Consider the following 14,294-nt stretch of genomic DNA (forward strand, 5'->3'; position numbering starts at 1 on the left):
GGTAAAACATCGCTACTGATTAACATCCTGGGGATGTCTCAAAAGTTGGTTACTTTTTCGACATCCCCGCGAGTTTAAAATTAAGTCTTTATACAGTAATGACTTAATTTTAAACATCGCATCTAAATCTAAGGAAACTGTCCAAAAACTGAAGTTTTTGGACAGCCCCGTTCTAAAGGGGAGATTGTAAAGAGGGTTCTCCCTCTTTACCCGTCATTTTTCTTTTTAGGGGTCGTAGGGGATATTTTTCTTTTTATCGGAAAAAAAGAAAAATATCCCCTACTTGGTTTTAAACTTTGAATTTGGAAATCTCTTGAGCCAGCGTCATAATGCTTTTCTTATTTTTCTGGCTGATTTCATCCACTTCATGGACGGCTCTATTGATTTGCTCCGCGCCGGAAGCCATCTCGTTCATACTGTCCGTAATAATATGCGTTAAGTTGTCGAGTTTGTGCATTTCTCGCGTAACGCTTTCTCCGCCTTTGAGCATTTCTTCGGAACCGGCCTGTACTTCCATTGTAACCATATTGATATTTTTGATGGCAGTCAGCACTTCTTTACTGCCCTTTTCCTGTTCTCGCATTGCTTCGGTAAGCCGGTTACTCATGTCCTTTACCTGGTCCGCCAAATTGAAAATAGCATTGAATTTGTCCTCAACCGTTTTAGAAGAGTCCGAAAGCGTTTCAATTTCGCCGCTTAACATTTTAAGCGTTGCCGTTATTGTTTTTCCTTGAACCGAAGATTCTTCAGCAAGTTTTCTGATTTCATCGGCAACGACGGCGAAGCCTTTCCCCGCCTCTCCTGCATGGGCTGCCTCGATAGCCGCATTCATTGCAAGTAAATTCGTTTGTGAGGCAATGTGCTGAATAACGCTAGACGCCTCCATTAACGAACCTGATTCTTCGGCAAGTTTTTGTGTTACGCCGTTCGACGTTACGATGGTTTCTTTACCGGCGTTTGTAGCTATTACAAGGTCTTTGATGGAATCGGAAGTTTTATTTAACATCTGTGTTATAGAAGCAATATTTGCGACCATCTGTTCTATCGAAGCGGTAGATTGAGCGACGCTTCCTGCTTGCGCTTCAATACTGCCATTGAGCTGCTTGATTGTTTTAACGATTTCTTCAACGGTTGCAGCGGTTTCGGTAACGCTTGCACTTTGCGTTAACGATTGCTGTTTAACGCCGACGATATTTGCATTGATTTCATGGATTGCACTTGCCGTTTGGGTTACGTTACCGGCAAGCTCGCTGCCGACCTGTCTCATGCTATCCGTGTTTGCTTTTACCATACTGATAGAAGTTCTTATCTTTTCTATTGTCCGGTTAAAATACGATGACATAGCGCTGAATTCTTTTGAGGTACGGACGGATAAATTGACGGTTAAATCGCCTTCACCTTCCGCTATGTTTTTCAGTGCGTTGTTTATCTGTCTGAACATAGAAGTAACATACGAAAGCGACAGGAAAACAGCGATCGCGCATATCAAAAAGACAACCGCGCCGAACAAAAATGCTTTGAACCGCATGGTATATATGTCAGAGAAAATACTTTGTTCCGATACACCGATACAGAATATCCAGCCGGTCATAGTATCATAGTGCGGAATGGAAAGATAATAATCCTTGCCGACATTAATTCTCAGGAGCTTATCGGTATCGTTTTGCATATTGCCGAGAAAAGCCTTATACCTTTTATCGGTAATACTATCGACCGTGTCATTAAACGAATATTCGGGGTGTACGACGAAATGTCCCGTGTGATCGACGATGAATACGGTATTTTTTCCGCCGCTATCATGCTCCATCAGCAGCGATTGCAGTTTATCAATCTTAATATTCGTTGCAAGAACACCGACCGTAGCGCCGTCTTTGATAAGCGGAGTACTCATGGTAATCATCGGAATATTCCGCACGCTGTCCATATAAACATCGGTAAATGAGGTTTTGTTATTTCGTATCGCAACTGTATACCATGGCCGTCTTTTGGGAATAAAATCTGCGGGAGGCTGCCAGTCGGATGAGTCGATATATACACCGTTTTCAAGTCCGGCGTATATATCGAATAAATTTTCATGAAAATTTTTATCAATGTTTGAGGCCACGTCATACATCGCCTGAGGATCGTCGAGATGCCGTTCAACTTCACGGGCGGTTGTTTCCAATATCCTTGCCCGCTCCGTTACGAACGTATTAAGAAGCGATAAGTAGTAATTTTTCTCCGCGACAAGCGTTTCCTGTGCATTTACGGTGATTATCCGTTTTGCTTGGACAAACCATACCAACGACAGCAAAAACACAATGATTGCAAAGGGGATGGTCAACATAATTAATAATTGTGCTCTTATGGAAAGAGACGAATAACTGTTTTTCATATTAGATATTATTATCTCTATAAGGGGGTGATTGTCAATAGTACATTGCAAAAGATAATGATTATATTCTGGCTCTTAAAGGAAATCATCCGCTTATGGAGCAGGAGGTAAAGGACTTCTTTCTTAGTCCTGCACCAGCGACTCGGAGCGTCTATACGACCTTTGATAAAGGACATGGGAGAATAGAAAGGCGAATATTATCAGAAGAATTGTTTACAACAGAATTAAGATGCTTTCTAAAATGGATACACTGAGTATGGGCAAGCGCGCTTGCATCTACGACGATAATTTTAGAGCTCAGATCCTTTTTTCATGCTGGAGCCCTGGTCCGGTGTGTTTTAGACGTGGACGCTGATCGATTGACGGTAACAGTGTTTCCTTTTACAATAGCTATAAAGGAGATAACGATGGACAACTGTATTTTTTGTAAAATTATTAAGGGTGAAATTCCGTGCATGAAAGTCTATGAAGATGAGCACACGATTGTCTTTATGGATATTGCAAAGGATGTCGACGGGCATATACTCGTTGTGCCTAAAAAGCATGTTACGAATATCTTGGATGCCGACGGAAAAACGTTCCATCATGTAATGGATACGGTGAAAAAGGTAGCAAAGCATTGTGTAGACAACTGCGGGTATGAAGGCATCAATATACTGAATGCAAATAACCAATGTGCGGGGCAAACGGTTTTTCATCTCCATATACATTTGATTCCGAGAAAATCCGGCGATGCCATACCGGGTTTCCCAAGGTTCGGCGGAGCGGTACACCCGATAGAAGACATCTACAAAAAACTTAAAATGTAAGGGTACGTGCTGAAAAAAAAGGTAGTGCTGAAAATTTGATCAACTTTTTATAGATGTGAAGAGAATCCGCCATATTGACAAAAGTCGGATTATATGAATAATACTTCAAGCATGAGTGCCGATGCAGTTAGTCTTTGTGCTTATGCAAAGATTAATATTCATCTAAAGGTTCTGGCAAAAAGAGAAGACGGGTTTCATAACCTAGAAAGTATTTTTCAGCGTATTTCGATAGCAGATTATCTTTCCATAACAAGATCAAACGATTTGCACGGTTGTACGGTTGAATCTCCTTTGTTGCCGTTACCGGCTGAAAACACACTGACGAAAGCGTGGACGGTGTTTAGCGGCGCAACAGGTATTGACACCGGTATAGCAGTACGGCTGATAAAAAATCTTCCTGCGGGAAGCGGTTTGGGAGCAGGGTCTTCCGATGCAGCCGCTTTGCTGAAGGCTGTAAATGAGCTTTTTGCAATGCCTTTGAGCAATGCCGAACTGACAGAACTTGCTTTGCAGGTTGGAAGCGACGTACCGTTCTTTCTTAGCGGTAATGCAGGTGTTGTTACAGGGCGGGGTGAGGTTTTTAAGCCGCTGCAAGCCCGTACCGATTGTTTCGGTATACTGATTTGGCCGGATGTACAGAGTTCAACAAAAGAAGCGTATCTGTTGCTGGACGACCAAAAGAAAGAGCCTTTTGATGAGCCTGACGCATGGGGATATGAAAAACTAAGCGAACAGTATCATGCTCCGTTTAAAGCATGGCAGTTCGTTAATGATTTTCAACCGATGCTTGAACAGCGTTATCCTGTTATCAGCCGGGTGTGTACCGATTTTTATGAACAGGGTGCGGAATTTGCGCAAATGAGCGGTTCCGGATCGGCTGTTTTCGGGTTGTTTAGGTCTGAACGCCTTATGACGTCAGCTTTCCAAGTTTTGGCAAAAAGATGGAGCTGGTGTAAACCGTTTCTCTTACTTGCTTAATAAAACTTTGCGGTGTATAATGGATTTACCGTAAGGAGGGGCATGGTATGACGATCACTGATGTCCAAATCCGGAAAACCGTAGCTGAAGGCAAATTGAAGGCTTACGCAACCGTTACCTTTGACGAATGCTTCGTATTGCATAATGTGAAGCTTATTGAAGGGGAAAAGGGCGTTTTTGTTGCGATGCCGAGCCGCAGAACTAAGACCGGCACGTATAAGGATATTGCCCATCCGATAACGCCTGAGTTCCGATCGGTGTTGCAAGAAAAAATACTTTCCGCATACGAGGCTTGTGCTGAAAGCTAGAACCGATTTGTGCAGGCCGGTTTGTAGAGGTGTAGAAAATACCGTGTGTTTTTTCGCACGGTTTTTTATAATGGGACGTCGGCAAGTGGTAAGCCAACGGCTTTTGGTGCCGTCATTCCGTAGGTTCGAATCCTACCGTCCCAGTCTGAAGAAGATGCGGCTCTTATTCAATTGAATAAGAGCCTGTGTTGACTTTTGTATGAATGTAAATATAAAAAAGGGGCTTTTCAGAAGGAAGGAGCCTCTTGTTTGCTTTATGTGCAAAGGAGTTCCTGATTATGGAAGAGAGAGTTTTGACTGCCTGCCGCCGTACAGGTTTTGGAAAAGCCGCTGCTGCAAAGTGCCGCAGAGCTGATCGTTTGCCTGCAGTTATGTATGATCATGCCGGTCATTCAACGGCTATTGATGTTCCCTATCGCGATTTTGAAAAATTATTCAAAACAGTTACCGAGAGTACCCTTATCACCGTTAAGGTGGATGAAAAAGACGAGTACGAAGTTTTTATTAAAGATTATCAATATGATATAGTGACCGATAAAGTTTCCCATGCAGATTTCTATGCCGTTGAACGCGGTCAGCTGTTGCGGACTAAAATCCAGATTCGGCTTTCCGGTTCTCCTGAAGCTTGCCGCCAAGGCGCTATTTTGGAAACTGGTATTGCAGAACTTGAGGTTGAATGTTTACCGCGCAACTTGCCTGAGCGTATTATAGTTAATGTCGAAACGCTCGGTGCTAACGAAGCTATTCACGTGCGGGATATTAAAGTTCCCGAAGGTGTTAAGATTTTAACGGATGCCGACCTCGCAGTTGCAATGGTTAAATTTGTGAAAGAAGAAGCTCCTGCCGCAACGGAGGAAGCTGCTCCTGCAGATGCTGCCGCACCTGCGGATGCCGCCGCTCCGGAAGCAAAAGCGTAGCCGTTTTATCGGAGTGCAGGTTTTATACCTGCACTTTTTTTATTTTCAGCTCTTGTCTTTTTCCCATAAACCTTTTATTCTCCTCGGTGTATGCCTACCCATCCGCTTGTCGATGCCGTATTTCACAACCTTAAACCCATCGTAGGGAATTCCTCTTGTCATTTTTTGCTTGCATGCTCCGGCGGTGCGGATTCTACAGCATTACTGCTGGCCTTTCGGCAGCTGCAGCCGGTTCTTTCATGCCGGTTATCCGTTGTTACCGTTAACCATAATATCCGCAGTGCGGAAGAAAGCGCGGACGATTCTGCTTTTGTCGCCGGTTTGTGCAGCGGTTTTGAACCGGCTATTCCTTATATTATTGAAGAAATTCCCGCGGGAGAAGTTGCCCGCTATGCAAAGGAACGCGGGCGGGGAACCGAAGATGCCGCGCGTACGCTCCGGTATTGCCTTTTTGAAAAAACAGCCGATTCCGTAAGCGCCGATTTTATTGTTACGGCACATAACCTAAGCGATGTATATGAAACGGTGCTGATGCGGCTTTTCCAAGGCGGCGGCACGGCGAGCTTATCGATAATGCCGGTGCGGCGGGGGCGATATTTGCGGCCGCTTATTACGGTAGAGCGGAACAGTATAGAAGAATTTTTGCGGCAGCAGGGGATTGTGTGGCGCGAAGATGCAACGAATGCGGGGAATACGTATCTGCGCAACCGGATTAGGCATTATCTGCTGCCGGCATTGTCCCAAGCCTTCGGCGGATGGCGCGCCGGACTGGATAAAACTTTGCAGCGGATTGCGTTAGATCGCTCGTTCTGTGAAAACGCGCTGGTCTCCGCACAGACCAACTTTACCGGCGCAGCGGATTGGACTGCGTGCAGGCACGGTGCAATCGCAATCGAGGCTGCTTTTTTTGATTTGCTGCCGCCTGCGCTGCGGCTTAGGCTGCTTGAACAAGGATGCCGGCGGCTTGGTATCGGGGAACGGGTTCCGTTAGGGATACTGCTTCGACTTTCGTCTGAACTGCCGGTAGAGCCATCGGAAACGCCGCCAGTATCGACAAAACCATTAGATATTATGGAAAAGCAAGCGAGTAGTCATGCAAGGATTTCGGCAGCCGGTATTCTCCGGTTGGAGCGTCGCGGCGGACGCCTCCTTCTTTTTGACAATACGGCATACATGAAGCTTTACAATCAAAAATCGTATTCTCTTACTATTACGAAATGCGGCCTATATGTGTATCCTCTTGGACAGCTGGAAGTTTATAAAATAGCCGAAGGGATTTTTATTCGGGATAGCGAAGATAAAAGTCAGGGGATCGGCCCGCTTACACTGCCTCTTTCGATACGCTCAAGGCGCGCCGGCGACCGGATTCAAATGAGCTCCGGGAAATTAAAAGAAGTAAAAAAAATTTTGAATGAATGGCATGTTGATTCACTTGCCCGCGAACTTTTGCCGATTATCATAGAGGATAGCTGTATACAAAAATGTACGCGTATCCGCGCTTTGTACGGCAGTATGCTTGGATATAAGAACTGGTTTGTGGAGGAATAATAGAATGCTCAAGAATATAAAACGGAATCTCCCGTTAATAGAGGCGCTGCTTGTATTTTTATTACCTGTTACGGCAGCGTATTCGCAAACGATCGGCCGTGAACTGCAGCAAATCAATACGTCGTATGCGTTGCAATATTTGCAAAGAGCTGCCGGGCTCTATGCCGATTCAAACTATGCAGCAGCTCTTGAGTATGCCGAAAAAGGTATAACCTTTGACGATTCCTTTGCAGACTTTTTTTATTTAAAGGCTCAATGCCTGACTCATTTGGATGGCACGCGCGCCCAATGTCTTGATGCAGCGGAGACATCCCTTGCATCCGGTTTAAAGCTGCGTATTTACAGTAGGGATAGTCTGATTTTACTGCTGACCCGTTTGTATATCGAAACCGAACGTTATAACGAAGCGCTGCAGCTGGGGCAAACGCTTGCTTTTCCTTCCGCCGACAGCGATTTTTACCGGGCTTCCGCCCTATACGGTTTGGGGCGCGATGAACAAGCTCGGGATGTCATCGAAACGGCGCTGACCCGTTGGAGTTTTGACTCTCGATTTCCACGTCTGTTCTTTCTACAGGAACGGGATAAGCCGATGACCCGTGCGGGGAAAAAACTTGCCGACACCCTTTTGCAGCAACTCTATGTTTGGATCGAGCAAGCTCCTTCTCTCGCAGTGTATGCGGCTCCGTTTGATCCTAATCCGCAGGAAAATAACCGCCGTTTAAAAGTGTACCGCAATATGCACGCAGCAGACAATCAAAACCTTGATGCACGAACTCAGCTTGCCGCAGTGTTAGCCGAGCTGCGGTACGGTGTTATCGATGAAAAAACCGCTGTCGAAGAATTTTTTGCGGTAACAACTGCGAGCCATCTGCCGCAAGAGGAAAATGGTAAGACTCCCGTATCCGCCGTATATTCCGATCAGCTGATTGAGTTGTGCCGGCTTACCGGTACAAGCGGTATGAGAAAAGAAATCGGTACCCGTCTTACCGCTTTTAGCGGCGTCCTTTTAGAGGATGATAACTATGACGGAATTTCCAATGCAGCCGTTTTCTTTGAACAGGGGCGTCCCGTATCAGCCTATTTTGATCTCAATCAGGATGAAGAATATGAATATCAAGTACAGTGCAATTTAGGTGCGCCCAGTCTTATCTTTACACCGAAAAACGGTTATGCTGTTCAATACGACAGCTATCCTGCAATACATGCGGTTATACAAAGGGCGGACAAACGTGAATATATTATGCGCCCGCTTTCGCTTCGGTGGGAACCTGTTACTCAGACAGAACTTGATTTAAGACTGCGCGATACCGATGCGGAGGCTCCCGCATTTTTTACATTGCGCTTACGCGATAACGCCCGTCTTCTACAGGAACACGATTTTATATTTTCGGTTTTATACAGTGAAGAACCGGCTCCGCAGGATGAGCATACAGTGCTGAGGATTCATTTTGAAGACGGACTAATCGTTTCGGCTGAAATAAAAAAAGGAACACAGACGCTGGCGCATACTCGTTACCGGAACGGTGTGCTCGTACAAAAAGAATATGATTATGACGGCGACGGTTTTTTTGAAGTGCTGGAGCAGTATGACAAACAAGGAAACCTTGAAAAAATTTCGGTTGATGTCGATAAGAATAAACTCTTTGAATATTATGAGGTTTATAAGACGGACGGTACCGTGATAAAAAATTGGGATGAAAATGAAGACGGAACGCCGGAAATTCAATATACGCAATTTCCGTCGGGCAACGCTCAAACGGTGTGGAAGCATCGGTATTCGGGTTTACCGGTATCGGTATACTATAAAGACGGTGCACCTGAACGGCTAACCATCGGCAGAACGAATGTTCCGTTGATAAAGGATCCTTCGTACAATGTTTATTGGCTTGAACGGCGCCCCTCTTTTTCCGATAAGGTAGCCGAAAAATTGACGGAAGTGTTTGCCGACGATGCTTCCGATGTGGAGGCGCAAACGGTGCTGATCGGAAATTATGAATTGTATGCCGTCCGTTCCGGAGGTAATATATTTGTACAGCTGTTTACTATCCCCGTTACGGCAGAGGAGAGAAGGTGAGATTGAGCCGATCTTTGTATAAAATATGCGCACTGCTGATTGTATCTTTATGTTTTTACTCTTGCACAACGGTTGCCCCGTCTTTTTCTCCCGCCATCGATTACACGGATGGGCGCAGCGTCATACGGGAGATTGAAGCTGTCCGCAGCCTTATTGCAGAAAAACCGCTTGAAGCATTGCTGCGGGCTAAACGGTTAACGCTGTATAGCGAAACCACCGCCGGCGAAATCAATTCACTCTATCAAGAGACCGAAAGTGCCGTTGAAAAGCTGTTTGCCGATGCCGTAGAAAACGGGAGATGGGAAGAAGCTCTCAAAATATTCCGCTCGCTCGCTGCGCTGGGGCATACTCCTGCGCAGTGGACTGAACAAAAACTGATATCGGCACAACAAAATGAATGGAAAGAAAAAAAGTTTGATGCGTTGATTCAAGATAGTGCCCGATTATCCGGTGGAGCAAATGATGCCCCCTCTTTGGAAACGGTTAGAAAGATGATGCAGGGTGTTGTAACGGTTTGGGTTGACCGCGGTATGACAATTGAAAAAGGCTTGGGCAGAGCAGACCGTATGATCGGTTCGGGTTTTTTTATCGACGCTAACGGTTATTTAGTTACAAACTATCATGTTATTCAAAGCGAGGTTGACCCCGAATACGAAGGATATTCCCGCGTATACATTAAGCTGCCGAATAATCCTACGGCACGGATACCGGCAAAGGTTATCGGCTGGGATTCGGTTTTTGACCTTGCACTTCTTAAAACGGAAATTACCCCCGCGGTTTATTTTCAGCTCGGTTCTTCAGAGGATTTAAATATCGGAAGCAGAATCTATGCGATCGGCTCTCCCGCCGGCTTGGAACAAACGCTTACCTCCGGTATTGTTTCGGCACAAAACCGGCGTCTTTTATCCTTGGGCAGTGTATTGCAGATTGATGCCCCTATTAACCACGGTAATTCAGGCGGGCCGATTATCGATGAAGCAGGGAGGGTGCAGGCTATTGTGTTTGCAGGGCTTGAGCGCAACGAGGGTTTAAATTTTGCGATACCGGTTGAATTGCTGCGGCTCATTCTCCCTCGGCTCTATGCAGGTGGCGAAACAATCCATGCATGGATGGCCTGTTACGGCTTTTCCGTAAGGGAATCACCGCAGCAGGAAGGGGGAACGGAACTCGCATATACGGTGACGGGATCATCCGCCTCTGTGATTCCGGCAGGCGCCGTTATTACCCATCTGAACGGACAGGCTGTCCCTAGTTTGGAAGCGCTGCAGGCGGAGCTGATGCGGTTCAGCACCGGTACCATTGTTAAGCTTTCAGGGTATGCGCCTTCCAAAACCGAAGCAGCGCCTTCAAATTCGGATACTGTTACCGGCAGCAGTACCGGCGCCGATGCAAACAGCAGTGCGGATACTGTCAGTGATGCAACCGGCAGTACCGGCGGCGCAGAACGGCTGGGGCATAGCTGGGAGAAAACGCGGCAGGATTGGTACGTGCAGCTTGAAGCCCGTCCGAAGCAGCCTGCCGAGTTGGTGTACCGCAAGGACAGCCGTGCAAGGGCTATGCTGCCGCTGTACGGTATCTATCTCGAAAGCGCCGGCGGAAAAAAATCCTTCCGGATAACGGATGTTATTCCCGGCAGTTATGCCGATGAGACCGGTTTTTCTGCAGGCGACTACCTCGAAATCCGTACGATGGAAGTACAAAAAGATATGGAAGCGGTTTACACTCAAATCTATACGAAACGCCGGAAGTCCGCCTACCTCGATACGTTTATAGATATTTGGACATACTTAGATAATCCGTCATACTTTTAGAAGATGGAATAAACCAAAAGGATCGTGTTGACAATGAATATGATTGGAATAAAACTCCGTGCAAATCTGTCCGGTGTTGCCTTTATACTGAGTTTAGCGGTGCTGTTTTTGCAGCAGTTCTATGCGTCATTTGCCGTCAGTATTGTTATCCATCTAATGGATGGCATTATTCTTGCGCTGATCGTTGCCGGAACTTTTTTACCGATGCGGCAGGAAAAATACATTCAGCAGTATTTTCAAAAACACGCCATGCTCTGCTTGAGCACGTTCCTTTTTTGTGCGGTATTTGTCTTTTTTAAAATAAAAATCGGCTTTATTCCTTCATCCCCCGAACTTATTCTTATGTTCGCACTTATAAAGAATATTTTCCTGTTCGGGAAAATTATCAAAAATACGGCGGACACGGCGGGGGGCACGGAGCGGATTATGCTGAACCCGGCAGGAACCTTGCTTATTTCATTCTTCATGGTGATTATCACGGGGGCGTTTTTGCTGATGCTGCCGGCGGCCACACCCGGAACCAGCCATCTCGATTTTTTATCGGCGCTTTTTACCGCCACCTCTGCGGTGTGTGTAACGGGGTTGAGCGTCATCGATGTTGCAACCGAACTTACGGCAGTCGGCAAGGTGATTTTGATTTTGCTTGTCCAAATCGGCGGACTGGGCATCATGGTGTTTTCGTTTTTCGGGATGCTGGCATTCAGACGAAAACTCTCCATCGCGGAGAAATTGACTGTTTCCTATATGGTGAGCGAAGATGATATGTCCGGACTGTTTAAAGCGCTGCGGGTAATTATTTTTTCTACATTTTTAGTCGAAGCGGTCAGCGCGGTTTTTTTATTTATCGGTTTTTCGCGTACGATGGGAATGTCGGTAAAGACACTGCAGTTTGCGGCGTTCCATGCCGTTTCCGCATTTTGTAATGCAGGTTTTGCGCTCTTTTCAAATAATCTTGAATCCTTTACCGGAGATCCTATCGTTAGTTTGACCGTGAGTTTTACTATTATCCTCGGCGGTATCGGTTTTGCCGTTATGTACGATGTAGTGCATAAATTGACGGTTGAACTGAAAAACCTTTTTGCAAAAAATAAAAAAACGGTATTCCTGCTTCCGCTTAATACGCAAATTGTGCTTGCCATGACTGCCGGTGCGCTGTTTATCGCTTTTGCAGCATTTTATCTATTAGAGCATACTCATACCATGAAAGATTTTTCGCTGCGTGAACAATACCTCGGCGCTTTTTTCCAAGCGGTAACATTGCGGACGGCGGGCTTTTCGACGGTGTCCTTTGCATCGCTGACCAATGCAACGCTGCTGATGATGGTTTTTGTCATGTTTGCAGGCGGAGCTTCCGGCAGCACCGCAGGCGGTATAAAGCTTAACACCGTTGCGGTAGTGTTTGCCTTTTTCCGGTCGTTTCTTAAAAATGACCGGACGGTTGTGATTAAAAAAATGTCGATCCCCGACGAGCAGGTAAAAAAGGCATTTTTAATTTTCGGCTTTGGACTTTCGATTGTCTGCGCAGCCGTGTTTGTGTTGACCATCACGGAAACGCTGCCTTTTTTACCGATGGTTTTTGAAACGGTTTCCGCCTTTGCTACGGTCGGGCTTTCTACCGGCATAACCTCTCAGTTCAGCGTTGCCGGTAAATTGATCCTGATCTTTTTAATGTTTATCGGCAGGGTTGGCCCGCTTACCATCCTCACTGCTGCCGGAAAAAAGGAACACAGCGATACGGTTGACTATCCTTACGGCGCTATTTCGATCGGTTAAAAAGATTGCCGGCTTCATCAAGGTAAAGTATCAGAACGCAATCTTTTTGTCTTTTGATACGCGCATAAAGATAATCAGCGTTAATACGGTCATCAATGTAAGAATAGCGGACATTGCAGCGGCAATTCCGTAATTTCCCCGTGATACGTACGTATAAATCTGAATTGTGAGTGTTGTTGTGCGATAGTTGTACAAAATAACACCGGAGGAAAGTTCCGTAATGATGGCAATCCAACTCAGAAGCGCACCTGAAATAATACCGTTAGACATCATCGGCATCGTTACCTTAAAGAATGCTTTCATTTTACTGCATCCGAGCGATAATGCCGCTTCTTCAATCGACATCGGAATTTGCTGCAATGTCGCAACGGAAGAGCGTATGGTGTACGAGCATCGCCGTATTACCAAAGCGATAATCATTATAGCGGCAGTTCCCACCAATACTATCGGCTTCCGGTTAAATGCAATGACGAGCGATATACCGACAACAGCACCGGGAATAACATACGGAATCATCGATAATGTATCTATTGTCCTGTTAACGATATTGTCCCGTCTAATGACCAAATAGGCGATTAAAACCGAAAAGAGAATAATCAGCACAATGGCTGTTCCTCCGATTAAAAAGGTATTTGGAATGGCATTCTGCAGCTTGGAGAAAGCATCCCGATAACTTTGCAGAGAATATCCGCTGACAAACAGCTTTCCCGACGCTTTCCTAAATGACGTATAGATAACATAGAGCTGCGGGGCATACGCCGTAAATACAACGATATAACAAAATGCGTGAATCAAAAAGCTTTTTATTCCGTGCACTTCTTTCATTTGAATCGGATGGAGTGCGTTCATCGTGAATCTGAATTTATTGTTAAAGTACCGTTGAATAAGAAATATCAGCGTAGTAATGAGAATACCGATAACGGCCACAGCGCAGGCAAAGTGCGTATCGCCGCCGGTTTCGCTCATAAATGAATTGTATATTTCAACGGGAAATGTTCTGTATCCTTCTCCGATAAAAAGCGGTGTTCCGAAATCGGCAAATGCGCGCATAAATACCATCAGTGCGGCGGCAATAATGGTTGGCATACATAACGGGATTATTAACGTAAAAAATCTTTTAGCACCGGAACAGCCCATGTTTTCGCTTGCTTCCAAAAGCGAATTATCGATATTCCTCAGTGCCCCCGAAACGTAGAGAAACACAAGGGGAAAAAGCTGCAGGCAGAGTACAAGCATTATGCCCTTAAACCCGTATATGCTCGGTACTTTAATGCCGGTCAGATTTCTTATCAGGTTCGATATAAGACCGTTTCTGCCCAGCAACAAAATCCATGAATACGCCCCGATAAACGGTGCGGACATACTGCTCATAATGATAACAATCTGCAGCATTTTAGCGCCTTTAATTTTATACATATTCATAAAGTAGGCGATAGGGACGCCGATAACTAGCGCCAACAAGGCTGCGGAAATACTGACTTTAAAGGAATTGGCAATGGTTCCCGCATAATACGGACGGGATAGAAATCTTTCAAAATAACCGAACGTGAGTTTTCCGCTGGTATCCACTGCCGAATTACGCAGCAGCATAAACAGCGGATAAATCATAAAAAGAGCAAATAAGAGCAGGATGCTTAAAGAGATAATAGTCCAAACATCCTTTTTCGGTTTTGTTCTTCCGGTGCTGATGACGGTTTTCATA

Annotated in this window: 10 protein-coding genes and 1 tRNA gene; 9 read left to right on the top strand and 2 right to left on the bottom strand. The window is 45.5% G+C overall.

From position 1 onward, the window contains the following. Window positions 1-289: 289 nt before the first annotated feature. A complete protein-coding gene (locus HMPREF1222_RS00750; protein WP_016517793.1) occupies window positions 290-2,374 on the bottom strand; it encodes a methyl-accepting chemotaxis protein in 2,085 nt (694 codons plus the stop codon). Between the two features lie 407 nt (window positions 2,375-2,781). Here HMPREF1222_RS00750 and HMPREF1222_RS00755 point away from each other — a divergent pair, with 407 nt between their 5' ends. From HMPREF1222_RS00755 to HMPREF1222_RS00795, 9 genes are all read left to right on the top strand, one after another. Continuing rightward, window positions 2,782-3,183: an HIT family protein gene (locus tag HMPREF1222_RS00755; RefSeq protein ID WP_016517794.1), complete on the top strand. Its 402-nt coding sequence runs from the start codon at window positions 2,782-2,784 to the stop codon at window positions 3,181-3,183. Between the two features lie 93 nt (window positions 3,184-3,276). Further along, a complete protein-coding gene (ispE, locus tag HMPREF1222_RS00760) occupies window positions 3,277-4,161 on the top strand; it encodes a 4-(cytidine 5'-diphospho)-2-C-methyl-D-erythritol kinase (protein WP_016517795.1) in 885 nt (294 codons plus the stop codon). A gap of 47 nt (window positions 4,162-4,208) precedes the next feature. Next, on the top strand, window positions 4,209-4,469 hold the full coding sequence (gene spoVG, locus HMPREF1222_RS00765; RefSeq protein ID WP_006188180.1) for a septation regulator SpoVG: 261 nt from the start codon (window positions 4,209-4,211) through the stop codon (window positions 4,467-4,469). A 71-nt stretch (window positions 4,470-4,540) separates the two neighbouring features. Further along, a tRNA-Gln gene (locus HMPREF1222_RS00770) sits at window positions 4,541-4,613 on the top strand. A 134-nt stretch (window positions 4,614-4,747) separates the two neighbouring features. Further along, complete coding sequence (locus HMPREF1222_RS00775) at window positions 4,748-5,386, top strand: 50S ribosomal protein L25 (RefSeq protein WP_016517796.1); 639 nt, start codon at window positions 4,748-4,750, stop codon at window positions 5,384-5,386. A 90-nt stretch (window positions 5,387-5,476) separates the two neighbouring features. Then, window positions 5,477-6,934, top strand: coding sequence for a tRNA lysidine(34) synthetase TilS (gene tilS, locus HMPREF1222_RS00780; protein WP_016517797.1), 1,458 nt, complete (start codon window positions 5,477-5,479; stop codon window positions 6,932-6,934). 4 nt (window positions 6,935-6,938) lie between these two features. Further along, window positions 6,939-9,008, top strand: coding sequence for a hypothetical protein (locus HMPREF1222_RS00785; protein WP_016517798.1), 2,070 nt, complete (start codon window positions 6,939-6,941; stop codon window positions 9,006-9,008). After that, window positions 9,005-10,819: a S1C family serine protease gene (locus HMPREF1222_RS00790; RefSeq protein ID WP_016517799.1), complete on the top strand. Its 1,815-nt coding sequence runs from the start codon at window positions 9,005-9,007 to the stop codon at window positions 10,817-10,819. Before HMPREF1222_RS00785 ends, HMPREF1222_RS00790 begins: the two co-directional genes overlap by 4 nt. 33 nt (window positions 10,820-10,852) lie before the next feature. After that, window positions 10,853-12,592, top strand: a complete 1,740-nt coding sequence (locus HMPREF1222_RS00795) for a TrkH family potassium uptake protein (protein WP_016517800.1) — start codon at window positions 10,853-10,855, stop codon at window positions 12,590-12,592. 30 nt (window positions 12,593-12,622) lie between these two features. Here HMPREF1222_RS00795 and HMPREF1222_RS00800 read toward each other — a convergent pair whose 3' ends face one another. Next, window positions 12,623-14,293 carry an ABC transporter permease gene (locus tag HMPREF1222_RS00800; protein ID WP_006188174.1) on the bottom strand — a complete coding sequence of 557 codons (1,671 nt, stop codon included), beginning with the start codon at window positions 14,291-14,293 and terminating at the stop codon, window positions 12,623-12,625. Between the last annotated feature and the right edge of the window lies 1 nt (window position 14,294).

Origin of the sequence: Treponema vincentii F0403 (assembly GCF_000412995.1) — a bacterium.
Classification (GTDB): Bacteria; Spirochaetota; Spirochaetia; order Treponematales; family Treponemataceae; genus Treponema; species Treponema vincentii.

Bases quoted from the DNA above. Each gene is read 5' to 3' on its own strand.
- spoVG (WP_006188180.1), top strand. From the start codon at position 4,209: ATGACGATCACTGATGTCCAAATCCGGAAAACCGTAGCTGAAGGCAAA.
- HMPREF1222_RS00800 (WP_006188174.1), bottom strand. From the start codon at position 14,293: ATGAAAACCGTCATCAGCACCGGAAGAACAAAACCGAAAAAGGATGTT.
- HMPREF1222_RS00785 (WP_016517798.1), top strand. From the start codon at position 6,939: ATGCTCAAGAATATAAAACGGAATCTCCCGTTAATAGAGGCGCTGCTT.
- HMPREF1222_RS00775 (WP_016517796.1), top strand. From the start codon at position 4,748: ATGGAAGAGAGAGTTTTGACTGCCTGCCGCCGTACAGGTTTTGGAAAA.
- HMPREF1222_RS00795 (WP_016517800.1), top strand. From the start codon at position 10,853: ATGAATATGATTGGAATAAAACTCCGTGCAAATCTGTCCGGTGTTGCC.
- HMPREF1222_RS00755 (WP_016517794.1), top strand. From the start codon at position 2,782: ATGGACAACTGTATTTTTTGTAAAATTATTAAGGGTGAAATTCCGTGC.
- ispE (WP_016517795.1), top strand. From the start codon at position 3,277: ATGAATAATACTTCAAGCATGAGTGCCGATGCAGTTAGTCTTTGTGCT.
- HMPREF1222_RS00750 (WP_016517793.1), bottom strand. From the start codon at position 2,374: ATGAAAAACAGTTATTCGTCTCTTTCCATAAGAGCACAATTATTAATT.
- tilS (WP_016517797.1), top strand. From the start codon at position 5,477: ATGCCTACCCATCCGCTTGTCGATGCCGTATTTCACAACCTTAAACCC.